General features: G+C 61.3%; 21 protein-coding genes. 2 read left to right on the top strand and 19 right to left on the bottom strand.

Going from position 1 to position 21,391, the window contains the following annotated elements:
- Positions 1-23: 23 nt before the first annotated feature.
- Together gshA and ACK4FZ_RS04170 are read right to left on the bottom strand one after the other, a co-directional pair.
- Entirely contained in the window at positions 24-1,307 is a 1,284-nt protein-coding gene (gene gshA / locus ACK4FZ_RS04175) for a glutamate--cysteine ligase (protein WP_409818389.1), read from the bottom strand.
- Positions 1,308-1,451: 144 nt separating this feature from the next.
- Positions 1,452-2,396: a carbohydrate kinase family protein gene (locus tag ACK4FZ_RS04170; protein WP_144372304.1), complete on the bottom strand. Its 945-nt coding sequence runs from the start codon at positions 2,394-2,396 to the stop codon at positions 1,452-1,454.
- A 122-nt stretch (positions 2,397-2,518) separates the two neighbouring features.
- On the opposite strand from ACK4FZ_RS04170, the gene ACK4FZ_RS04165 reads away from it, so the two are divergent.
- Positions 2,519-3,007 (top strand): TlpA family protein disulfide reductase, encoded by a 489-nt coding sequence (locus ACK4FZ_RS04165; protein WP_409818388.1) that lies wholly within the window; start codon positions 2,519-2,521, stop codon positions 3,005-3,007.
- Here ACK4FZ_RS04165 and ACK4FZ_RS04160 read toward each other — a convergent pair.
- The 3 genes from ACK4FZ_RS04160 to ACK4FZ_RS04150 all read right to left on the bottom strand — a co-directional run bounded on the left by ACK4FZ_RS04160 (position 3,002) and on the right by ACK4FZ_RS04150 (position 9,320).
- The gene (locus ACK4FZ_RS04160) at positions 3,002-6,133 is read right to left on the bottom strand and encodes an EAL domain-containing protein (protein WP_409818387.1); all 3,132 of its coding nucleotides are present in this window, start codon (positions 6,131-6,133) and stop codon (positions 3,002-3,004) included. The genes ACK4FZ_RS04165 and ACK4FZ_RS04160 overlap by 6 nt on opposite strands.
- Positions 6,133-6,957 carry a phosphate/phosphite/phosphonate ABC transporter substrate-binding protein gene (locus ACK4FZ_RS04155; RefSeq protein ID WP_409818386.1) on the bottom strand — a complete coding sequence of 275 codons (825 nt, stop codon included), beginning with the start codon at positions 6,955-6,957 and terminating at the stop codon, positions 6,133-6,135. Before ACK4FZ_RS04155 ends, ACK4FZ_RS04160 begins: the two co-directional genes overlap by 1 nt.
- A gap of 341 nt (positions 6,958-7,298) precedes the next feature.
- Entirely contained in the window at positions 7,299-9,320 is a 2,022-nt protein-coding gene (locus tag ACK4FZ_RS04150; protein ID WP_409818385.1) for an FAD-dependent oxidoreductase, read from the bottom strand.
- A gap of 208 nt (positions 9,321-9,528) precedes the next feature.
- Here ACK4FZ_RS04150 and ACK4FZ_RS04145 point away from each other — a divergent pair, with 208 nt between their 5' ends.
- On the top strand, positions 9,529-10,080 hold the full coding sequence (locus ACK4FZ_RS04145; protein WP_409818384.1) for a carbonic anhydrase: 552 nt from the start codon (positions 9,529-9,531) through the stop codon (positions 10,078-10,080).
- Positions 10,081-10,152: 72 nt separating this feature from the next.
- Here ACK4FZ_RS04145 and ACK4FZ_RS04140 read toward each other — a convergent pair whose 3' ends face one another.
- The 14 genes from ACK4FZ_RS04140 to ACK4FZ_RS04075 form a co-directional block, all read right to left on the bottom strand.
- A complete protein-coding gene (locus ACK4FZ_RS04140) occupies positions 10,153-11,073 on the bottom strand; it encodes a lysophospholipase (protein WP_409818383.1) in 921 nt (306 codons plus the stop codon).
- A 19-nt stretch (positions 11,074-11,092) separates the two neighbouring features.
- A complete protein-coding gene (locus tag ACK4FZ_RS04135) occupies positions 11,093-11,395 on the bottom strand; it encodes a P-II family nitrogen regulator (protein ID WP_409818382.1) in 303 nt (100 codons plus the stop codon).
- Positions 11,396-11,405: 10 nt separating this feature from the next.
- Positions 11,406-12,338, bottom strand: a complete 933-nt coding sequence (locus ACK4FZ_RS04130) for a sodium-dependent bicarbonate transport family permease (protein ID WP_409818381.1) — start codon at positions 12,336-12,338, stop codon at positions 11,406-11,408.
- Between the two features lie 76 nt (positions 12,339-12,414).
- Entirely contained in the window at positions 12,415-12,993 is a 579-nt protein-coding gene (locus tag ACK4FZ_RS04125; RefSeq protein ID WP_409818380.1) for a GNAT family N-acetyltransferase, read from the bottom strand.
- Between the two features lie 209 nt (positions 12,994-13,202).
- Positions 13,203-14,066, bottom strand: a complete 864-nt coding sequence (locus ACK4FZ_RS04120; protein WP_409818379.1) for a phosphoribosylaminoimidazolesuccinocarboxamide synthase — start codon at positions 14,064-14,066, stop codon at positions 13,203-13,205.
- A 53-nt stretch (positions 14,067-14,119) separates the two neighbouring features.
- The gene (locus ACK4FZ_RS04115) at positions 14,120-15,250 is read right to left on the bottom strand and encodes a 5-(carboxyamino)imidazole ribonucleotide synthase (protein ID WP_409818378.1); all 1,131 of its coding nucleotides are present in this window, start codon (positions 15,248-15,250) and stop codon (positions 14,120-14,122) included.
- Positions 15,250-15,738, bottom strand: a complete 489-nt coding sequence (gene purE, locus ACK4FZ_RS04110; RefSeq protein ID WP_144372292.1) for a 5-(carboxyamino)imidazole ribonucleotide mutase — start codon at positions 15,736-15,738, stop codon at positions 15,250-15,252. Before purE ends, ACK4FZ_RS04115 begins: the two co-directional genes overlap by 1 nt.
- Positions 15,739-16,290: 552 nt before the next feature.
- Positions 16,291-17,046 carry a YbgF trimerization domain-containing protein gene (locus ACK4FZ_RS04105; protein WP_409818377.1) on the bottom strand — a complete coding sequence of 252 codons (756 nt, stop codon included), beginning with the start codon at positions 17,044-17,046 and terminating at the stop codon, positions 16,291-16,293.
- Positions 17,047-17,130: 84 nt separating this feature from the next.
- Positions 17,131-17,670 (bottom strand): OmpA family protein, encoded by a 540-nt coding sequence (locus tag ACK4FZ_RS04100; protein ID WP_409818376.1) that lies wholly within the window; start codon positions 17,668-17,670, stop codon positions 17,131-17,133.
- A gap of 102 nt (positions 17,671-17,772) precedes the next feature.
- Entirely contained in the window at positions 17,773-19,059 is a 1,287-nt protein-coding gene (gene tolB / locus ACK4FZ_RS04095) for a Tol-Pal system beta propeller repeat protein TolB (RefSeq protein WP_409818375.1), read from the bottom strand.
- Positions 19,060-19,063: 4 nt separating this feature from the next.
- The gene (locus tag ACK4FZ_RS04090) at positions 19,064-19,948 is read right to left on the bottom strand and encodes an energy transducer TonB (protein WP_409818374.1); all 885 of its coding nucleotides are present in this window, start codon (positions 19,946-19,948) and stop codon (positions 19,064-19,066) included.
- Complete coding sequence (locus ACK4FZ_RS04085; RefSeq protein WP_409818373.1) at positions 19,948-20,355, bottom strand: biopolymer transporter ExbD; 408 nt, start codon at positions 20,353-20,355, stop codon at positions 19,948-19,950. The genes ACK4FZ_RS04090 and ACK4FZ_RS04085 overlap by 1 nt, the downstream gene beginning before the upstream one ends.
- 100 nt (positions 20,356-20,455) lie before the next feature.
- A complete protein-coding gene (locus tag ACK4FZ_RS04080) occupies positions 20,456-21,121 on the bottom strand; it encodes a class I SAM-dependent methyltransferase (RefSeq protein WP_409818372.1) in 666 nt (221 codons plus the stop codon).
- A 75-nt stretch (positions 21,122-21,196) separates the two neighbouring features.
- Positions 21,197-21,376, bottom strand: a complete 180-nt coding sequence (locus ACK4FZ_RS04075) for a DUF3460 family protein (protein ID WP_409818371.1) — start codon at positions 21,374-21,376, stop codon at positions 21,197-21,199.
- Positions 21,377-21,391: the final 15 nt, after the last annotated feature.

Below are 21,391 nucleotides of genomic sequence, written 5' to 3'. Positions count from 1 at the left end.
CCAGGGTTGGCCGCAAGGCCGGGTTATTCGGCGTCCGGGTCGGTGGCTTCCAGCTCCAGCGACGCGGCCAACAGCGCCAGCCGCGCCACCACGCCGTAGGCGTAGAAGCGGTTGGGCGGCGCATCGGGGCCGGCTTTATGATCCGGCAGGCACGGGGTTTCGAACGACAACGGCACGAAATGCATGCCCGGTGCATTGAGGTTTTCGTCCACACCGCGGCCGGTATGCACGCGGTAGAAGCCGCCCACCACATAGCGGTCCATCATGTACACCACCGGTTCGGCCACGGCGTCATTGATGGACTCGAACGTATGCACGCCTTCCTGCACGATGACTTCGCTAACTTCCAGGCCTTCCTTCACCACTGACATCTTGTTGCGTGCCTTGCGGTTGAGGCCGATCACCTCTTCCGGCGACTTCACGCTCATCACACCCATGCCGTAGGTACCGGCGTCGGCTTTCACGATCACGTACGGATCATGGGTGATGCCGTATTCGCGGTACTTGGCACGGATGCGATCCAGCATCTGCGCCACACTCTCGGCCAGCGCGTCTTCACCCTGACGGGTGTGGAAGTCCAGACCGCCGGTGGCGCTGAAGTAAGGGTTGATCAGCCATGGGTCGATGGAAATCAGCTGCGCGAAATCGGCTGCCACTTTGTCGTAGGCGGCAAAGTGGTTGGTCTTGCGGCGCACCGCCCAACCGGCGTGCAGCGGCGGCAGCAGGTTCTGCTCGATACCGGCCAGTACCGGCGGCAGGCCGGCCGACAGGTCGTTGTTGAGCAGCACAATGCATGGGCTGAAACCGTCGGCCAGCACCACGCGGCTACCACGGCGTTCCATCGGCTCTACGGTGATCACGGCGCCGTTGGCCGCGGTCAGTTGCGTCGGCTCGGTGATTTCCGGGTTCAGCGTGCCCAGCCGCACCTTCAGGCCAGCCTGCTCGAAGATGTGCACCAGCGCGGCCACGTTCTGCAAGTAGAAGGTATTGCGGGTATGGTTTTCCGGAATCAGCAGAATGCTCTTGGCTTTGGGGCAGACGCGGTCGACGGCGCTTTGTGCGGCTTGTACCGCTAGCGGCAGGAAATCGGGGTTGAGGTTGTTATGGCCACCGGGGTAGAGGTTCATGTCTACCGGCGCCAGCTTGAAACCACTGTTACGCAGGTCCACCGAGCCGTAGAACGGGGCGGCATGGTTGTGCCACTGACTGCGGAACCAGTGTTCGATATGCGGCTGGGCCGTCAGGATGCGGCTCTCCAGCTCCAGCAACGGGCCGGTCAGTGCGGTGGTCAGGTGCGGTACGGTCATGGTGCCCTTTCTGCGGCGAAGGCGGTAATTAGTGCATGGTGGGGTCGCGCCGCCACTTATTCAAGTCCGTTACCAGTATGGGTAGTTTTTGACAAAACAAAAAGGCATGCCGAAGCATGCCTTATCGATTGAAAACTGAATCTGTTAAAGAGGCCAGTCTTCGCCGTACGCCTGCTGATACAGGGACTTGAGCTTGTCCCAGTCGAAGTAATGGTTCTGCGGGCCATGGCTGGTGACCTTGATGGCCCCCAGCACATTGGCCAAACGGCCGGTGATCTTCCAGTCGTAACCATGTTTGATGCCGTACAGCAGGCCGGCGCGGAAGGCATCGCCGCAGCCCATCGGGTCAACCGGCTTGATGGGCATCTGCACGCGTGGAATCAAATGAATGGTGTCGTCGACATAGATCTCGGCGCCCTTGGAGCCGCGGGTCACGATCAGCGCCTTCACTTTGTCTTTCAACACTTCCACCGGCAGGCCGGCGCGTTCGCGCATCAGCTCGCTCTCGTAATCGTTGATGGCGACGTAGGTAGCCAGTTCGACGATCTCGTTCAGCTCGTCGCGCGACAGCAGCGGCAGCTCCTGGCCCGGGTCGAAAATGAACGGGATACCAGCGGCGTGCAGCTCGCGGGTATGCTGCAGGAAGGCGGCGTGACCACCGGGCGAGACGATGGCTACCTGCACCGGCTCTTTGACGTCAGCGATGTGGTTGACGGTGGCGTGGTCCATCGAACCGGGGTGGAACGCCATCAGCTGGTTGCCGTCCTTGTCGGCGATGCCGAAGCATTGCGACGTATACTGGCCGCGGATGGTGCGAATGAAGCGGTCATCCACACCGGCGCGCTTCAGGTGCTGGCGGTAAGGCTCGAAGTCCTCGCCGACGGCGCCCATTACCAGCGGCTTTTCGCCCAGCAGACACAGGCTGTAGGCAATATTGCCCGCTGGGCCACCAAACTCGCGACGCATGGTCGGCACCTTGAAGGTGGTGGAGATCTTGTGCAGCTGATCGGGCAGGATATGGTTGTCGAAGCGGTCTTCGAAATTGAACAGGGTATCGTAGGCCAGCGCCCCGCAGACGAGAATGGACATGACTCGCGCGCAAACAAAAAAGTAATCGGCGAGTTTATCATGAACGTTTGTTGACGGTCAGCTGCGAACTGCGGCCAACGTGCAGATATCTAAGCTCTTTTTACTATCAAAACGGAATGAAAATGCACAAAATTTTCCTGCTGCGGCCAACCCTGCTACTAGCCTTGCTGGCGAGCCTGAGCCTGACGGCACACGCTGGCGGCGTACTGGATAAAGCCAGACTGACCCTCACTAGCGGCCAGCCGGCCACCTTTGCCCCGTTCCAAGGCAAGTACACGGTAGTGAATTTCTGGGCTACTTGGTGCGCCCCTTGTCGTCATGAAATGCCGATGCTGTCCAAGCTGGCAACGCAATATGCGGCCAAAGGCATCAAAACCGTCGGTATCGCGCTGGATCAGCCCGAGCAAGTAGCGGATTTTCTAAAGAAAACGCCGGTCAGCTACCCGGTGCTGATGAGCGACGGTGACGGTATTGCGCTAATGCGTGAGCTGGGTAATAAAAGCGGCGGCCTGCCCTACACTGTCATCCTCAATGCACAGGGCAAACCGGTGAAGCAGTTCCTGGGCCTGCTGGACGAGAAAACACTGAACAAAACGCTGGCAGGACTATAGCGTACCGGTATCGGCATGCTGCAACTGCGGTGTGCCGGATAGCAAAGCGCGCACCACCTGGCGGTATTGCTGGCGCATACGCAGCAGCTGCGGCAGCAGTTGTTGCACCGCTGCTTCATCTTGCAGACACAGCCATTGCCACAGCTGCTGGCTTTGCTGCTGGATGTCGGCGTGCAGCTGACCCAGCAACACGTACTCCGGGTGTGCTCCGTAGCGCATCAGCCCGTCGCTACCATACCAGCGCTGAAAGCGTGCACTGACGTCGTCATCCCAGTGGCCACTGACTGTGCCTGCCTGCGCCATGGCAAACAGGCGATCCAGCATGGCGCCCATATTCAATTCCAGACCAAACAGGAAGATATCGTCCTGGGTCCAGCGCTTGCGGGCTGTATGGCGCCACGCCTCCGGGCTGTGCCAGTGCTGGCACCAGGCCACCACCTCTTGCGCCGGCATCGGCTTGGCAATGCCGTAGCCTTGTGCAACCTCGCAGCCCAAATGCAGCAACAGACTGCCAAGCTCGATGGTTTCTACGCCTTCGGCTACCAGTTCGCGGTTGAACGCCTCCGACAGGCCGATGATACCCTGCACGATGGCCAGATCGTCGCTGCTTTCCAGCATGCTGCGCACGAACGACTGGTCGATCTTGAGTTTGTCGGCCGGCAAGCGCTTCAGGTACAACAAAGAAGAATAGCCGGTGCCGAAGTCGTCCAGCGAGAAGCGCACGCCCAGTGCCTGGCAAGTCTGGATCAGGCGGCTGACATGGTCGATGTCGGACAACGCCGTGCTTTCCAGCACCTCGATTTCGAGCATGCCACGCGGCACGTCGGGGTGGGCTTCCAGCAACTCGGCCAGCCGCTCGGCAAAATCCGGCTGTTGCAGATGATGAGCCGAAATATTAACGCTGACCGAAAGTACCCTGCCCTCGCCACGCCAGGTCGTCATCTGCTGCAAGGCAGTAGCAATCACCCACTCGCCAAGCCGGGTATCGAGGTGAGAATCCTCCACATCCGGTAAAAACGCGCCCGGCGGCAAAACACCACGCTGCGGATGGTGCCAACGCATCAGTGCTTCCATCCCCACAATGTGGCCATCGCGCATATTGACCTTGGGCTGGTAATACAGCTGCAACTCGTCCTGCTGCAGAGCATGCTCCAAACGCTGCAGACTTTGCTGACGGCTACGACTCTGACGGTCATGTTCCGCGTCGAAAATCTGGTAACCGTTGCGGCCCAGATCTTTGGCCTTGTACATCGCCTGGTCGGCATGACGCAGCAAGGTATCGGCATCCTGCTCGTCCTGGGGGTACAAGGTAACACCGATACTGGCCGATACTTGCACCTGGATATCGCCAATCTCGCACGGCTGCGCGACGGTATCGAGTACCTGACGCAAACTGCAATGGCAGGCATCAATGTCAGGCAGACCGGAGAGCAGCAATGCAAATTCGTCGCCCCCCAGCCGCGCCACGGTATCACCACCACGCAGGATGACCTGCAGGCGTTCGGCAATGGCGATCAACAGCTGATCACCGACATCGTGACCGTAGCGGTCGTTAACACGCTTGAAACCATCCAGATCCATAAAACAGATGGCCAGCCATTGGCCGCTGCGGGCGGCCTGGGCAATGGCTACCCGCATGCGGTCCCCCAGCAGCACGCGATTGGGCAGCTGGGTCAGCGGATCGTGGTGGGCCATGCGGTCCAGCCGCGCCTCTTGCTCTTTCATCACGGTAATGTCGGCAAACACGGCGATATGGTGCTGTACCGCACCATGCTGGTCGTAGATGACCGAGATGGACAACAGCACTGGATACAGGCTGCCATCCTTGCGCCTGTTCCAGACCTCACCCTGCCAATGGCCCTGTTGTCGCAGGCTGTCGGCAATGGCGCGATAGAAATGCGGTTCGTGCCGACCAGAGTAGAAGTGCGTTGGCGGCCGGCCAATGACTTCCTCGCGGTGGAAGCCACTGATTTCGCACATGGCCCGATTGACATCGACTACCCTGCCATCCGGATCGGCAATGACAATACCTTCACGTGAATGCTTGAACACGCCAGCCAGCAGCCGCAACCGCCCCTCGGCCCGGCGCAGGTCAGAGATATCGTTCCAGGCACCGATAATGCCGGCGATCTCGCCGTCTTCGTCGTAGAAAACATCTTTTGAAAAGATGACATGACGCTGCAAACCATGTTGATCGGTTAGCAGACCAGGGTATTCCTGATGACCAAACCCGGCATGCAGCGCTTCATCGTGTCGGGTATGCAGTGCGGCCAACTCTGGGGCCCACAACTCGGATGCCACCTTGCCGCGAATATCGCGCCGGCTCAGCCCGGTCACACGGGCAAAGGCATCGTTACAGCCCATATAGCGACCTTGTGCATCCTTGTAGAACACCGGCATCGGCATGGCTAGCAGCAGCATGTCGGTAAAACGCTGGCTTTTGGCCCACTTTTCATCGGCAGATTGCACCGCCACCGCCATGCGATTAAATGCCAGCCCCAGGCGGCCGACCTCGTCCACGCCGTCCGCCGGGGCTCGTACTGACAGCGTGCCGTTCCCCAGTGCTTCGGCGGCACGGGTAAGCCGCTTCAGGCGGCGTACAATCCACAGCGTGATCAGTACCATCCAGATAGTCGCCAACAAGCCGGCAACAATCACCATCGGCGCCGTGCGCTGGACAAAACTGATAAAAATCTGCCGCACTTCAGCCACTCGCAAGCCCAGGCTGACCTCACCTTGCGTCAGGGTAAAGCGGGTATCGAACAAGGGGTCGTCAATGCTACCGATGTCGCTGTCTTGCCTGGTCTGCGTGCCAGGATGGCCACTTTGTGCCAACACACGGCCTCGACTGTCGCGTACCACCAGATACGCCAGGTCGCTGGCTCGGGTCAGTTCGTCGGTAATCTCCTGCAGGGTGCTGTAATCGCGCTCCAGCATCGGCGCCACCAGCGCGGCGCGCAGTTCTACCTGCAAACTGCCCAAGCGGGCCCGGGTTTGCTCTACCACCATTTCGCGCATCATGTGCACGCTTTGCCAGGCAATGCTGGCAAACAACAGCAACTGCACCACCAGCAAGGCAGGAATGATGATCCAGGTCAGCGACCGGGGGCGCAGGTCGACCGCCATTATCTGAGGATGACCTTCAGGTCCTGCACATACGGGTCCAGCACTTTCATGTCGGCCGGGGTGATCTCTTTCAAACCATCGTGCCCCAGTTCCTTGCTGAACAGACGGCCAACCTCGGTATGGTTAGCAAACTGCAGCAGCTGGCCACGTAAACCGTCGATTCGGGTGGCACCCAGCCGCCTGTGCACCAGGTACAGCAAGGGCGTGATGTGCGGTAACCGTTTCATTACCCGCACCCTGGCCGTCGTACCAGGGTGCAGCTGGCGCATGGTGGTTACCGAGATGATGGCGGCAGCAGACTCGCCGTTAAGCAACGCCTGTACCGAGTTGGCGTGGCTACCGGCAGGACGGATAGTCACGTCACGGCCGGGCTCCAGACCGTTCTGCCACAGATAGCGGTGAGCCGCGAGCGTAAGGTTAGCCAGCTTGTCGCTGGTGGACACCACCTTGCCGCGCAAGGCCTCCAGCTCGTGCGGGCCGTCCATACGGGTAACCAGCAAGGGTTCCAGATTCGTCAGCGGTCTGGCCAGCGGCACATAGCCCTGCTCCAGCTGAGCCAGACGGCCAAAATAGGGGGACGTGGCAATGATGTCGTAGCGGCCCTCACGGGTACGCGCCAGATAGCTCTGATAGTCGGGAGCCGTCTCCAGTACCACTGGCGCGCCCAGCGAACGTTGCAATTGGGCGCGCATCGGTTCGTACAGCTCGGCCAGCTTGCGTGCCGATAAATAAGGCACCACACCCAGCACCAGCATGTCCGCGGCACGGGCAGCCTGCACCAGGCTGCACAATGTCAGGCACAGCAAAAGGAATTTTCTGGCCATATGGCATTCCCTTATCGTTATGGTGGTAATTCACTCGTCACGCAGACAGCGAACCCCGACAGCCTCTGGTTAAAAAACCTGCGACTGTTCGCTTATCAATGTACTGCCACCGAGCTACCCAATCTAGCATTTCAATAAATATGAATTTCTGATTTGCGCAAATTTTAGCGGGTCTTGCTTTTTTTATGGCAAAAAAGCCGCAATCGGTAATCTGCAAATGCCGAAAAGATATAACAAAGGCATAAAAAAAGACTGCCGCAAGCTGCGGCAGTCCGGTGATGAAGCACAGCTGCAGACAGGAAGCATTCACAAACCTGTCTGCCGAGCGCTTGTTCAATAAATCAGATGCTGGCGGCCAACCTCGCGCCCTGGTCGATGGCACGCTTGGCGTCCAGCTCGGCGGCCACATCGGCCCCGCCAATCAGGTGTACCGGCTTGCCCGCGTCCAGCAGCGGCTGCTGCAGCTCGCGCAGCGGGTCCTGGCCGGCGCAAATGATCACGTTGTCCACCGCCAGTACCTGCGGCTCCCCCTTGATGGTGACGTGCAGGCCGGCGTCGTCAATCTTGTCGTAGCTAACGCCCGGAATCATGGTGACGTTCTTCATCTGCAGGCTGGCGCGATGGATCCAGCCGGTGGTCTTGCCCAGGCCTTCCCCTACCTTGCTGCTCTTGCGCTGCAGCAGGTACACCTCACGCGGGCTGGGGTGCGGCTGCGGGCCGCTGGCCGCCAGGCCGCCTGCGGTAGCCACATCCATGTCTACGCCCCATTCTTTCATGAAGGTGGGCACATCCTGCGACGGGCGAGTGCCCTCGTGGGTCAGGTACTCGGCCACGTCAAAACCGATGCCGCCAGCGCCGATGATGGCCACCTTGCGGCCAACCTCGCGGCGATGCTTCAGCACATCGAGGTAGCTCAGCACCTTCGGGTGGTCGATGCCGGCGATCGGCGGCTGGCGCGGGCTAATGCCGGTAGCCAGGATCACTTCGTCAAAAGCCGCCAGATCCGCCGCGGCGACACGGGTATTCAGCTGCAGCGTAACGCCGGTCTTGTCGATACGACGGCCGAAGTAACGCAGCGTCTCGTAAAACTCTTCCTTGCCCGGCACCTGCTTGGCCACGTTGAACTGGCCACCGATCTCGCTGCCGGCGTCAAACAGCGTCACATCGTGGCCGCGCTCGGCGGCGATGGTGGCAAACGCCAGGCCGGCCGGGCCGGCACCAACCACCGCCAGCTTTTTCGGCGTGGCGGTCGGCAGGTAGTTGAGTTCGGTTTCACGACAGGCGCGCGGGTTCACCAGACAGCTGGTGAGCTTGCCCTGGAAAATATGGTCGAGACAGGCCTGGTTGCAGCCGATACAGGTATTGATCTCGTCGGCACGGCCCTGCTCGGCCTTGATCACGAACTCGGGGTCGGCCAGGAACGGGCGCGCCATCGACACCATGTCGGCACAGCCTTGCGCCAGGATATCTTCCGCCACCTCGGGGGTGTTGATGCGGTTGGTGGTGATCAGCGGAATGCCCACTTTGCCCATCAGGCGCTTGGTCACCCAGGCAAAACCGCCACGCGGCACGCTGGTGGCGATGGTCGGTACTCGCGCTTCGTGCCAGCCGATGCCGGTATTGATGATGTTGGCGCCGGCTTTTTCCACCTCGGCGGCCAACTGCTCCACTTCGCCCCAGGTGCTACCGTTATTGACCAGGTCCAGCATCGACAGCCGGTAGATGATGATGAATTCACGCCCTACCGCCTCGCGCACGGCACGCAAAACCGCCAGCGGGAAGCGGATGCGGTTTTCGAAGCTACCACCCCAGCCGTCGGTACGCTTGTTGGTGTGCTGCGCGATGAACTGGTTGATCAGGTAGCCTTCCGAGCCCATCACTTCCACGCCGTCGTAACCGGCCTGCTGGGCCAGGCGGGCGCAGCGGGCAAAATCGGCGATGGTGCGCTGGATGTCGTCTTCGGACATTTCGCGCGGGCGGTAAAAGTTGATCGGCGCACAAATGGGCGACGCCGATACCAGGTTTTCCTGGAAGCTGTAACGGCCGGTATGCAGGATCTGCATCGCGATCTTGCCGCCGGCAGCGTGTACGGCGTCGGTCACGATGCGGTGGTGCGGCACTTCGGCCTCGTCGGCCAGCATCGAGGCCCCTTCGGCCACGCGGCCTTCTTCGTTCGGGCCCACGCCGCCGGTCACGATCAGGCCCACGCCACCACGCGCGCGTTCGGCGTAGAACGCGGCCATTTTCTCGAAGCCTTGCGGTGCTTCTTCCAGACCGGTGTGCATGGAACCCATCAACACACGGTTTTTCAGCGTGGTAAAGCCCAGGTCCAGCGGTGCCAGCAAGTGCGGGTAAGCCGTCATGATGTTCGTCCTCGTGTTGGTTGCGCGGCAACAGCAGGCAGTCACCGCGGCACTGCATTCGTTATAGGGTGTCCAGTGTGCGAGAAAAGATACTTACTAGTTAGTAAGCTGTCAATGCGCGCACTGTGCTCTGACAAATGCACACCGCGCGGCTGGCGCAGAATCACCTAGAATAAGTGCATATTTCCATAAAATCAGGGAGTGCCACATGTGCCAAAGCCATCAAATTGAACTCGCCACCACCCAGCTCGGGCGTCGTCGTTTTGTACAGTTGGCCACGCTAGGCGGTAGCGCCGCGCTGCTGGGCAGCTTCCTGCCCGCCACGGCTTACGCTGCCGGCGGTACCGACGCGCTGTTGTTGTCGTGCATGGACTACCGGCTGGTCTACGAGACCGAAGCGTTCATGGCCGGCCGCGGCATGAAAAACAAGTACGACCACATCGTGCTGGCCGGTGCCTCGCTGGGCGCCATCACCAGCAAGTTTCCGGCCTGGAACCAGGCGTTCTGGGAACACCTGGACGTGGCGATCAGCCTGCACCACATCCACAAGGTGATGATTCTGGATCACCGCGACTGCGGCGCCTACAAGGTGGTACTGGGTGAAGATTTCGGCAAGCTGCCCGAGAAAGAAACCCAGGTACACGCCGAAACGCTGATGGCGCTACGCAAGCAGATTCTGGCCAAGTACCCGCAGCTGGCGGTAGAAACCTACCTGATGGCACTGGACGGCAGCGTTCAGCAGGTACTGCCCAAGGCCTGATCGCTACCCGCAAATGCAAAGCCCCGCGTCTTGGCGCGGGGCTTTGTCATGCCGGCGGCAGCAGGCTGCCGTTCAGGCGCTGATACGGTTGAGCCAGGCCAGCAGGTCGGCCTCCACTTGGGCACGGTTGGTTTCGTTGTGCATCTCGTGGCGACCACCCGGGTAGACCGTAACCGTCACATCCTGCAAGCCGGCGGCGCGATAGCGCTTGGCCAGCTGCCCCAGCCCGAATTTTCCCAGGCTGACCGGGTCCCGGCTGCCGGCCTGCAACCAAACAGGGCACGCCTTGGGCAGGGCGCGGCCGTCAGCCTCGCCTTTTTCCATATCGATGATGCCGCCAAACAAATCTATCCACAGCTGGGGGGTCGGATGTTGGCCGCATAGCGGGTCGGCAATGTAGGCGTCGACCTGTGCCGGGTCGCGGCTGAGCCAGTCCAGCCGGGTGCGCGCCGGCAAGAAACCCAGGTTGAAGCTGCCAAACACCAGTGCTGTCATGAACGGGTTGGGCCGATCGGCGCCCCCTAGCCTGGCGGCCAACCTGGCCACGCCGCGCATCAGCCACGCCAGATAACGCTGTCGGTAACCCGTTGCCGACAGCACCAAGCCGGCCAGACGCTGACCATGGCGCAGCATGAAAGCACGGGCAATGAAACTGCCCATGCTGTGACCGAACAAAACCACCGGGCGCTCGTGACGGGTACGCGCGTAATCCACTACCGCGCGCAGGTCATCCACCACCTGCTGCCAGCCGCCGTGGGCGGCAAACCAGCCCGGGATGACCGCATAGCGGCCGTGACCACGGTGGTCGTGCGCGTACACGGCATAGCCGGCCGCCACCAAGTGCCCGGCCAGCGCCTGGTAACGACCACCGTACTCGCTCATGCCGTGGCTAATCACGACTACGGCTCGCGGCACCCCTGTCGGCAGCCAGCACAGGCCGTGAAGGGTGGCGTCGTCGCTGGCAGCGAGAGTGAAAGCCTGGCTTACCGTCATGGTCGGTCCTTGAGTGGGATCAGAACTTGTCGGCGCGCAGTACACCGACATCCGACACATAGAGTATCAGGCCATAATCCGGCAGGTAGCTCTGTTCACAACGCTGGGCAATGGCTTGGGCCACCTGTGCATCGCATACCACATCGATGCGGATATTGCGGTCGAAACTCCACGCCCCGCCCTGCACGCCATGAGCGCCACCGCCGCGCGCGTCCACTACGGTATAGCCGTGCGCGCCCAGACGCTGGATATCGCGCACCAGGCGCTCTTCCAGCACCGACTCGGTGACGATGGTCAGCAGTTTTTTATTATGAAACGGCATGATGGTCCTTTCAGGCGTAGGCCAGCTGCGCCAGCCACAGGTAGAGCGGAATGCCCAGCAACAAGTTGAACGGGAAGGTCACCCCCAGGCTGGCCGCCAGCGAAATGGCAGGATTGGCCTCGGGGACGGCAATACGCATGGCAGCGGGTGCAGCAATATAGGACGCCGATGCACACAGCGAGGCCAGCAACATGGCGCCGCCCACAGACAGCCCCATCAGCATGGCCACGCCCAGGCCAATACCGGCAAACAGCAGCGGCATCAGCAATGCCATGCCCACCAGAAACATGCCGCTTTTACGCAGGCCAGACAGCTTGCCAGCAGTGACCAGACCCATTTCCAGCAAAAACAGCGACAACACCGGCTTGAACAGGTCAACATATAGCGGAGACAAGCTCTGGATACCGTCGGCACCGGCCAGCCAGCCGATCAGCAGGCCACCCATCAGCAGCACCATGCTCTTGCCCAGAAACACTTCGTGCCCCAACCGCGCCCAATTGACGCGGCGCTCGCCGCCCAGCCGTGCCAACAACACCCCCACTACCAGCGCCGGCATTTCCATCACTGCCAGAAATACCGTCAGCTGCGGCTCGGCTTCTACGCCCTGCCGCGCCAGGTAGGCGGTCGCCACCGCAAAAGTCACCACACTGACCGAGCCGTAGTGCGCTGCAGTCGCCGCCGCATCGACACGGTTCAGCTTGAGCCGCAGCATGGCAAAAGCCAGCAAGGTCAATACTGCCCCCAGTACAATCACCACCGCCACCTGCCATAGCACGGCAGCGCCACCCAGCTTGGATAGCGCTACACCGCCCTTCAGGCCGATGGCAATCAACAGGAACACCGACAAGGTTTCGTACAACGCCGGCGGTAGTTTGAGATCGGACTTAGCCAGGGCGGCCAACAAGCCCAGGATGAAGAACAGCACGACAGGGTCTAGCGTCATCAGGATGCCTCGCAAGATGGATTGGCGCCATCATAGCGTAAGCCCGGCTGGCGCCAACCCTTTGGGTAACAGGGCCTTAGCTACGCATGCGGGTAGTATCGTAGCCGGGGTTGCGTAACGAAGTCAGCACGTGGTCACGCCAGGCGCCGTTGAGGAACAGGTAATCCTTGGCCTGACCTTCCACCTCGAAGCCCAACTTATGCAGCACATGCGCACTGCGGACATTCTCTGGCTGATAGTTGGCCTGGATGCGGTGCAAGGCCAGCTCGCCAAACGCGTAGCCGATCACCGCCTGCAGTGCCTCGCTCATCATGCCCTGCCCTTCATACGCGTGATCGATGCTGTAACCCAGGCAACAGGCCTGGAAGGCGCCACGCACGATATTGCTGAGGTGAACGGTACCGATTACCTGCCCTGGCTGCTTGTCGTGCATCACCAAGAACAGCGCACCACGACCATTGCGGTACTCGTCGATGTGCTCACGCAGCCGCATACCCCAGAACAGTTCGGTAAAGTACATGTCGCCACGAGTAGGTTCCCACGGTGCCAGATGAGCACGATTGCGCAGCTGGTAATCGCGTACCGCACGTGCCCACGGCGCTTCGGGCGGCAGCAATTGCAGACGGGCGGTACTCAGGGAAGGCTGGCTGGGCATGGGCAGAGCTCCATCGATATCGATAATGCTTAAAGACGGCAAGTATGCCACCAGTGCTGCATGGCAGCAGCAAATTTACCGTGCCGGAACCTGATCGGCGCTAGCAGCAAACAGGCAGCTCGGCATGGCAAAACACCCGCCGTCCGGCAAGCGGGCAGCGGGTGCAGCGAAGGCTACGGTTAACCTGACGGCCAACCTTGGCGGGAGGCTCAGGCGGTCAGGCGTTCGAGCGCTTCGCGGTACTTGGCGGCGGTTTTCTCGCGCACGTCCAGCGGCACTTGCGGCGCCGGCGGCTGCTTGTTCCAGCCGGAAGCCTCCAGCCAGTCGCGCACGAACTGCTTGTCGAACGACGGCGGGGTACTGCCTTCGGCGTAGCTGTCGGCGGGCCAGAAGCGGCTGGAATCCGGAGTCAGCGCTTCGTCCATCAGCACCAGCGTACCGTCGGCGTCCAGACCGAACTCGAACTTGGTATCGCAAATGATGATGCCGCGCTTGGCCGCGAACTCGGCAGCGGTCTTGTACAGCAGGATGGCGGTGTCACGAACCTTGGCGGCCAGCTCGGCGCCAACAATGGCTTCGCACTGGGCATAGGTGATGTTCTCGTCGTGGTCGCCCACTGCCGCCTTGGTGGACGGGGTGAAGATCGGCTGCGGCAGCTTGCTGGATTCCTGCAGGCCGGCCGGCAGCTCGATGCCGCACACGGTGCCGGACTTCTGGTATTCCTTCCAGCCGGAGCCGGCCAGATAGCCGCGCACCACGGCTTCGATCATCACCGGTTTCAGGCGCTTGGCCACCACGGCACGGCCGGCTACCAGCGGCAGCTCGGCCGCAGCCACCACGTCTTCCACTTTGTCGCCGGTGAGGTGGTTCGGCACCACGTCTTTCAGCGTATCGAACCAGAAGTTGGAGATGGCGGTGAGGATCTGGCCCTTGCCCGGAATCGGGTCGTCCAGGATCACGTCGAAGGCGGACAGGCGGTCGCTGGCCACCATCAGCATGCGCTGGTCGTCGATTTCGTACAGGTCGCGTACTTTACCCGAGTAGATTTTTTTCAGGCTGGTCAGTTGGGTCATGAAACTTCCTTCACAAAACAAAAAGCGACGCCTTGTGGGCGTCGCCTGAATGCTTACAGCGTATCTTTCAGTGCACGGGCCTGTTCCAGCGCGTCGTCAACGCTGGCCGCCAGCACGCAGTAGTGGCCCATCTTGCGGCCAACGCGCGCCTGCTTTTTACCGTACAGGTGCAGGTGGGCATTGGGGGCTTCCATCAGCACCGCCCAGTTGGGCTCGCCACCGTCTTCCTGCCACACGTCGCCCAGCAGGTTCACCATCACCACCGGTGACAACAGGCCGGTATTGCCCGGCAGCAGGCCGCACATGGCGCGCACTTGTTGCTGGTACTGGTCGGTGACGCAAGCGTCGATGGTGTAGTGGCCGGAGTTGTGCGGGCGCGGTGCGATTTCGTTTACCACCAGGCTGTCGTCGCCCAGTACAAAGAATTCCACTGCCAGTACGCCGACGTAATCCAGTGCCTCGGCCAGCTGCTTGGCGTATTGCTGGGCGCGTGCGGCCAACTCGGGCGCAATGCGCGCCGGTACGATAGACTCGTCCAGAATGCCGTTCTTGTGGATGTTCTCCGCTACCGGGAACACCGCCACTTGCGCCGGGCTGGTGCGGGTGACGATGGCGGACACTTCCAGCTTCAGGTCCAGCATCTTTTCCAGCACACAGGCCTGGCCGCCCAGATTGGCGTAAGCGGCGCGGGCTTCGTCGGCGGTTTTCACGCGGACCTGGCCCTTGCCGTCGTAGCCCAGACGCGCGGTCTTGAGGATGCCCGGCAGGTAGGGCGCCAGGTCGACCTGGATGTCTTCCACGCTTTCGATGGCCAGATACGGCGCCGTCGGCAGGCCGGCCTTGTTGATCCAGCTTTTCTCGGCGATGCGGTCCTGGGCAATGGCCACGCAGTCGCCGGACGGCGACACGCGGGTAGTCTTGGCCAGCAGACGCATGGCGTCGGCGTTGACGTTTTCGAACTCGGTGGTGACGGCGGCACAGCTGCGCGCCAGCGTAGCCAGCGCCTCGGCGTCGTCAAAAGCGGCACACAGGTGCACGTCGGCAAAGTCGGCAGCCGGTGCATTCGCATCCGGGTCCAGTACCGTCACGCGGTAGCCCATACGCTTGGCAGCGGTCACGAACATGCGGCCCAGCTGGCCACCGCCGAGGATGCCCAGCATGGCCGGTGGCAGGATGGCGGGCATTACTGCACCTCCGGCAGGGTCATGGCCAGCACGGTTTCTTCCTGCTGTTTGCGGAAGGCTTTCAGTTTGGCGGCCAACTCCGGCTGGCTGTTGGCCAGCATGGCCACGGCGTACAGCGCGGCGTTAGCGGCACCGGCTTCGCCGATGGCGAAGGTGGCCACCGGAATGCCCTTCGGCATCTGCACGATGGACAGCAGCGAGTCTTCACCACGCAGGTACTTGGACGGTACCGGCACACCCAGTACCGGGATGTGGGTTTTGGCTGCCAGCATGCCCGGCAAGTGGGCGGCGCCACCGGCGCCGGCGATGATGGCCTTCAGGCCACGCGCTTCGGCGGTATCGGCGTACTGGAACAGCAGGTCGGGGGTACGGTGGGCGGAGACGACGCGGGTTTCAAAGGCAACACCGAAGTCTTTCAGTACGCGTGCGGCGTTCTGCATGACTTCCCAGTCGCTGTTGCTACCCATCACGATGCCAACTTCGATCATGGAGGCGGATTCCGTCAAGAAGGGGGAAAAGCGGAATTTTACCTGATTTGGCAAGGGCTTGCCGCCGCGATTTTCCTTCCCCGGAAGCATCTTCCGGGCAAGAAAAAGCCGCCCTAAAGGCTAATGCCAGTCAGTTAAGCGAATATGCTTCGCCTTCAAGTAGGAGAGCGTGAGTAAAGCGCCCCATCCCGTTGGCGCGAGCCGGTCAAAATGGTGCGCCCCAGGTTTTAAGACGCCGATTTGTTTGAGCCCCGAGCCGTTAGCGAGGGGCGAGTTCGGCGGCGCCTGGGGCGTGCCATTTTGAACGGGGTTTCGAGCAGCCCCGGGTTGCGGGGTCTGCGTGCGAATCTTTGATTCGCTCAGCGATAGAAAAGGGGGCGGCAATCCGCCCCCTTTCCCGTCTGCCGGGCGGAACCGGCATTTAATCATCGTCCGCATAGCGGACACACTAGCCTACTTCAACACAACAAATCCCTAATCAAAAAAAAACGCCAGTCAGCGTTAACTGACTGGCATTAGCCCTAAAGGCGGCCTTGGCTGGCGACAGGCGGTTTACAGTGTGGCTAATTGCTGCTGCGCACGCTGCGCCGCCGGGGTGCCGGGGTACTGCTTGATGATCTTGCGCAAGGTCAGCCGGGCCTGGTCTTTCTGCTCCAGCTGCAGCTGGTTGCCAGCCATCAGGCGCAACGCTTCAGCGGCTTTCGGGTGTTTCGGGTACTGCTCGGCAAAACGGCGCTGGATATCGATGGCGGCGCTGTACTGTTTGAGGGCAGTATGCGCCACGCCCATCCAGTAGCTGGCTTCTTGCGCCTGCTCGCTGCCAGGATAGCTGTCGGCCACTGCTTTCAACAGCGGCAGCGACTTGGCAAAGTCGCGTGCGCGCAGCACGTCCAGCCCCTTCGCCAGTGCTGCGTCGGCCGGGTTGGCCGCAGTCTGCTCCGCCAATGGTGCGTCGGCTTGCGGCTGACTGGCGTCGCGCAGCTGCTGCTCCACCTTGCCCAGGCGCAGATCCATATCGTTATAGAGGTCGTTCTGCCGCTTTTGCGTCTCGGCCACCTGGTGCTGCAACACCTCGTTCTGGCCACGCAACGTCGCCATCTCACCCTTGAGTAGATTGACCTGGTTCACCAGGTCCAGCAGGCGCTGGTTGGCCAGCTTGGCTTCCACATCGGACAGGCGGGCACTGGCTTGCTGATTGCTGCTGGCCAGTTTGTTTTCCAGATCGCGCCGCGCCTGCTCCAGATCGGTGGTAGTAGCGCAGGCGCCCAGCATGACGGGCAACAACAGGGGGAACAGTCGGTTACGCATGGCGTGGGCTTCTATCAAAGAAATATCCGGGAAGCGTGACGCGTTCCCGGATGCGGGTCAAGTGACGGTTAAAGCGGCTGGCGCTTACTGGTAAACAAAGTCGGCACGACGGTTCTGAGCGTGATCGGCCTCGCTACTGCCGGTGGCACGCGGTTTTTCCATGCCCAGGCTAACGGCTTCCACCTGTTGCGGTTTTACGCCCAGCACTTCCAGTGCCTGTTTCACACTCTCGGCACGACGCTGACCCAACGCCAGGTTGTACTCGCGGCTGCCGCGTACGTCGGTATTCCCCTGCACCAGCACATTGCCCTTGTATTTGCCCAGGTAGGCGGCATGGGCTTCTACTACACCCTTGTATTCGTCTTTGATGGCCGACTGGTCAAAATCGAAGAACACGCTCTTGCCGTTGACGCTGGCAAACGCAGCAGCTTCAGCACCTGCGGCGTCCACTTGGGCAACCGGTTGCACCGGGTTCAGCGCAGCATTGCCGGCGCTGCCGGTATTGGCACTGCTGCCGCTGCCGGAGGCTACCGGTGCGGTGTTGGCCGCTTGACCGGCCGGGTTGGTACTGGCGCAAGCACTCAACAGTACAGCGGCGATAACGGCAAAGGGTACGACTTTCATGCAAGGCTCCTTTAGGCGGGCAGGCCGTCAGACGGCCGGATTGACACGATGTTGCAGATTCAATCGACTTTGGTGCAAAAGCAAAGTTCAACTATCGCTAACTCAGGGGTTGAACGGCCCCCAGGCAGCATCCTGTACCTGGCCTTCCAGTACCCCCAGTCGCACACGGCCGGGGTGCTGGGTTGACGCGGCATACAGCACGCTACGCCCGCCCACATCACTGGCATACAGCACCATTTTACCGTTGGGGGCAAAGCTGGGCGACTCATCGAATGCACTGTTGCTGATCATGCGTACATCGCCGTTAGCCAGGTCTTGTAGCATGACCTTAAAGCGTCCACCCTCACGGCTGACGTAAGCCAGCTGGCGGCCGTCCGGTGAAAAAGCCGGCGATACGTTGTAGGCGCCCTGAAAGGTAATGCGACGCGCAGTCTTGCTGCCATCCAGTGCTTGTACATAGATCTGCGGCCCGCCACTGCGGTCGGATACAAAAGCGATCTGGCGACCGTCCGGGCTGAATACCGGCTCGGTATCGATGGCATCGCTGTAGGAAAAACGACTCAAGCCAGTACCGTCGGCATTGATGATATAAACCTGCGAGTTACCGCTTAATGTCAGCACGATGGCCAGGCGGCGACCGTCCGGGCTCCAGGCGGGTGCCGAGTTGCTGCCCTTGAAGTTGGCCAGCAGGCGACGCTGGCCGGTGGCCAGGTCCTGGATATAGATCACCGGCTTTTTGTTCTCGAACGATACATAGGCCAAACGGCTGCCGTCCGGGCTCCACGCCGGCGAGATGATGGGTTCGGCGGAACGCAGTACCGTCTGCGCACGACGGCCGTCTACATCGGCCACTTGCAGACGCGACTCACGCCCTTTTTGCACCACGAAGGCGATGCGGCTGGCAAACAGGCTCTTGCCGCCCAACAGCGCTTCGTAGGTCATGTCGGCGATACGGTGTGCCACGTCGCGCAGCTGCGAGCTATGCACGTCGAACTCGGCGGCCAGCTTCTGTTCGCGCGGGTTGACGGTGTCAGCCCAGAACGTCAGGCGCAGCATGCCGTTATCGAGCTTGCTGACACGGCCGTACAGCACGGCGCGGCTACCATTTTGCAACCACGGTGCGGTATCAAACGCCTGCGGCGATGCCGGCAACGCCACACCAGCCGGTGCCTCCAGTAGCCCAAACATCCCGGTCATCGCCAGGTTGCTTTTCACAGTCTGGGTCACCGCCTCCGGTAGCCACTCTTCGTTCTGCAACGGCAAGATGGTCAGCGGGTAGCGGTTGCTGCCGCCACCAACGATGTCCACGGTCAGGTCAGCGCGCGCCGGCGCTACCAGCACCATGGCCAGCAGCAAGGCATGCAGGATAAAAGCGATCAGTCGTTGCAAGGCATTACTCCTTGGGACGGAAATGAAGGGTAATACGACGATAGTCGGCAAACTCGGCACCTTTGGGCAGCGGCGGGAAGCGCTTCACTTCGGCCAGCGCCGCCAGTACCGCCTGGTCCCAGGCCGGCGAACCGCTGCTGCGCAGGATACGGCTGCTACGGATCTCCAGCGTCGGCAGGATGATCACTTCCACCACTGCCTCCGGGTTGCCCTTGATGCCGTCCGGCAGCACCACATACGGCCGCACCCGGTTGCGCACTGCTTCGCCGTATTGCTGTTTCAAATCCAGCTGGCCATTAGCTACACCGTTCTTGCTGCCTACCTTGGCGCCGGCCTGCGTCACCTTGCCACTGCCGGGGCCTGGTGGCAGGTCGTCGAGCTCGGCCAGCAGGTCGTCAGTTTTGACGCCGGGTGCCGGTTTGGCCGGTGCTTTGCTAGCGGGTGCAGGGTTGGCCGCAGCGGCCGGCTTGGCCATAGTGTCAGGGCGCGGCTGCTGCTTGGTATCCGGTTTGGCTTCCGGCTTCGCCGGCTTGACCGGTTCCGGTTTTGGCGGCGGCGGTTTGAGCGTCGCCTCCGGTTTGATCTTGTCTGGCTTGACGGCTTGCAGTTTCACGTCTGCAGCCGGATTGTCCGGCACCAGCGGCGGCGGCGCCACTTTCGCTACCGGAGGCTGTACAGGCGTCACTGGCACGGGTTGCGGCGGGGCAGGTTCTGCAGGCAGGGGCGTCGGTACCGGCGGCGCGCCACCAGCCCACAGCTCCACCGCCAGCGGCGGCGGCGTGTCCAGTTTTTGCGGCGCGGCCGACCACCACAGGCACAGCAGCACCAACAGATGCAATGCAGCAGAAAACAGCCAGGAGGCAGCACCCGGCTCGCGTGCGGCCGCCATCAGCTACCCTGCTGGCGCACCGTCAGCGCCACTCGCTGGATACCCGCCGCGTGCAGTTTGTCGGCCACCTTCACCACTTCGCTGTACTTGAGGTCCTGATGGGCCGTCACCACCACCGGGCGGTTGTCCTTCAGCCTTGCCTGCACCATGCCGATCAGCGACTCAAGGTTGGCCGCAGGCTCGCGCTTGCCGCCTTCACCGACAAAATAATCACCGTTGGCCTCGATACTGATTTCCAGTGGTTTGGTATCCACTTGGGCGGCGCGGCTGACGCTGGGTACATCGATGACGCCGGGCGTAAACATCGGCGTGGTCACCATAAAAATCACCAGCAATACCAGCATCACGTCGATATAAGGCACCACATTCATCTGGTTCATCATGCGGCGCGGGCGGCGTTGCAACATGGAAGCATCCTGATTCAATAAACATGCCGATGGTAACACCGGCAGCTGACAAACACATGCCAGACAGACTGTACGCTAGCAGCCAGGTTCCTGTGCAGGCTTACAGCTTGCGCAACAAGGTCATGCCGTCACCCATGGGCAGGATGCACAAGCTGACGCGCGGGTCGTTGACCAGCGCGTCGTTGAAGGCGCGCATGATGGGGACGCTGCGCGGGTGATCCGGCTGTGGGTCTACCACACGGCCATTGAGCAGAATGTTGTCGATGGCGATGATGCCACCCGGGCGCACCAGCTGCAGGCAGGTTTCGTAGTATTCCGGGTAGTTATTCTTGTCGGCGTCGATGAAGGCCAGGTCGAAAGTACCGGCCTCGCCCTGCGCCAGCAACATGGCCAGCGTGCGCACTGCCGGTTGCACGTACAGGTCGATGCGGCCATCCACGCCGGCTTCGGCCCAGTACTGGCGCGCGATGGTGGTGAATTCGGTGCTCATGTCGCAGCACACGGTACTGCCCTGCTCGCCCATGGCCAGGGTGACGGTCAGCGCACTGTAGCCTGTAAAGGTACCGATTTCCAGATAGCGGCGGGCGCCGGTCAAGCCCACCAGCCAGGTGAGGAACTGCCCCTGCTCCGGCGCAATCTGCATCTTGGCCAGGCGATGGGTGGCAGTGAACTCGCGCAGTGCGCGCTGTACCGGGTGTTCGCGTACCCCCACCCGCAGCAGGTAGTCAGCAACGTCGGCACCCATGGTCATGGTTTGTCTGGTCATGCAAAACGCTCAAAAAACAAACGCCCTTGCGGGCGTTGGCAACACGAAACAGCACGGCAGGCCGTGCCTGGTGATTTATTCGGGCTGGTATACGTAAGGCTTTTGCGGTACGCGGGATTCTTTCCAGCGGCGCAGGTCCTCCAGATCGAGCTTGCGCTCCCACCAGGTCAGACGCAGCTCGCGACGTTCGGTATCGACTTGCGGGTTCTGTTCCAGAAAGCCGTTCATGAAAGCGGTAAAGTCGGATTGGTACACGGTATCTTCCCCCGA

Origin of the sequence: Vogesella sp. (assembly GCF_046297735.1) — a bacterium.
GTDB lineage: Bacteria > Pseudomonadota > Gammaproteobacteria > Burkholderiales > Chromobacteriaceae > Vogesella > Vogesella urethralis.
The sequence above is the reverse complement of the archived record's forward strand: the minus strand, read 5'-3'. Positions and strand labels throughout refer to the sequence as shown.

What these genes read in the sequence shown, in the direction of transcription:
- ACK4FZ_RS04170 (WP_144372304.1), bottom strand. Translation starts at nt 2,396, where the DNA reads ATGTCCATTCTCGTCTGCGGGGCGCTGGCCTACGATACCCTGTTCAAT.
- ACK4FZ_RS04150 (WP_409818385.1), bottom strand. Translation starts at nt 9,320, where the DNA reads ATGACGGCTTACCCGCACTTGCTGGCACCGCTGGACCTGGGCTTTACC.
- ACK4FZ_RS04100 (WP_409818376.1), bottom strand. Translation starts at nt 17,670, where the DNA reads ATGAAAGTCGTACCCTTTGCCGTTATCGCCGCTGTACTGTTGAGTGCT.
- ACK4FZ_RS04125 (WP_409818380.1), bottom strand. Translation starts at nt 12,993, where the DNA reads ATGCCCAGCCAGCCTTCCCTGAGTACCGCCCGTCTGCAATTGCTGCCG.
- gshA (WP_409818389.1), bottom strand. Translation starts at nt 1,307, where the DNA reads ATGACCGTACCGCACCTGACCACCGCACTGACCGGCCCGTTGCTGGAG.
- ACK4FZ_RS04115 (WP_409818378.1), bottom strand. Translation starts at nt 15,250, where the DNA reads ATGCCCGCCATCCTGCCACCGGCCATGCTGGGCATCCTCGGCGGTGGC.
- ACK4FZ_RS04155 (WP_409818386.1), bottom strand. Translation starts at nt 6,957, where the DNA reads ATGGCCAGAAAATTCCTTTTGCTGTGCCTGACATTGTGCAGCCTGGTG.
- ACK4FZ_RS04105 (WP_409818377.1), bottom strand. Translation starts at nt 17,046, where the DNA reads ATGCGTAACCGACTGTTCCCCCTGTTGTTGCCCGTCATGCTGGGCGCC.
- ACK4FZ_RS04135 (WP_409818382.1), bottom strand. Translation starts at nt 11,395, where the DNA reads ATGCCGTTTCATAATAAAAAACTGCTGACCATCGTCACCGAGTCGGTG.
- ACK4FZ_RS04145 (WP_409818384.1), top strand. Translation starts at nt 9,529, where the DNA reads ATGTGCCAAAGCCATCAAATTGAACTCGCCACCACCCAGCTCGGGCGT.
- ACK4FZ_RS04160 (WP_409818387.1), bottom strand. Translation starts at nt 6,133, where the DNA reads ATGGCGGTCGACCTGCGCCCCCGGTCGCTGACCTGGATCATCATTCCT.
- ACK4FZ_RS04140 (WP_409818383.1), bottom strand. Translation starts at nt 11,073, where the DNA reads ATGACGGTAAGCCAGGCTTTCACTCTCGCTGCCAGCGACGACGCCACC.
- ACK4FZ_RS04130 (WP_409818381.1), bottom strand. Translation starts at nt 12,338, where the DNA reads ATGACGCTAGACCCTGTCGTGCTGTTCTTCATCCTGGGCTTGTTGGCC.
- ACK4FZ_RS04080 (WP_409818372.1), bottom strand. Translation starts at nt 21,121, where the DNA reads ATGACCAGACAAACCATGACCATGGGTGCCGACGTTGCTGACTACCTG.
- ACK4FZ_RS04090 (WP_409818374.1), bottom strand. Translation starts at nt 19,948, where the DNA reads ATGGCGGCCGCACGCGAGCCGGGTGCTGCCTCCTGGCTGTTTTCTGCT.
- purE (WP_144372292.1), bottom strand. Translation starts at nt 15,738, where the DNA reads ATGATCGAAGTTGGCATCGTGATGGGTAGCAACAGCGACTGGGAAGTC.
- ACK4FZ_RS04165 (WP_409818388.1), top strand. Translation starts at nt 2,519, where the DNA reads ATGCACAAAATTTTCCTGCTGCGGCCAACCCTGCTACTAGCCTTGCTG.
- ACK4FZ_RS04085 (WP_409818373.1), bottom strand. Translation starts at nt 20,355, where the DNA reads ATGTTGCAACGCCGCCCGCGCCGCATGATGAACCAGATGAATGTGGTG.
- ACK4FZ_RS04120 (WP_409818379.1), bottom strand. Translation starts at nt 14,066, where the DNA reads ATGACCCAACTGACCAGCCTGAAAAAAATCTACTCGGGTAAAGTACGC.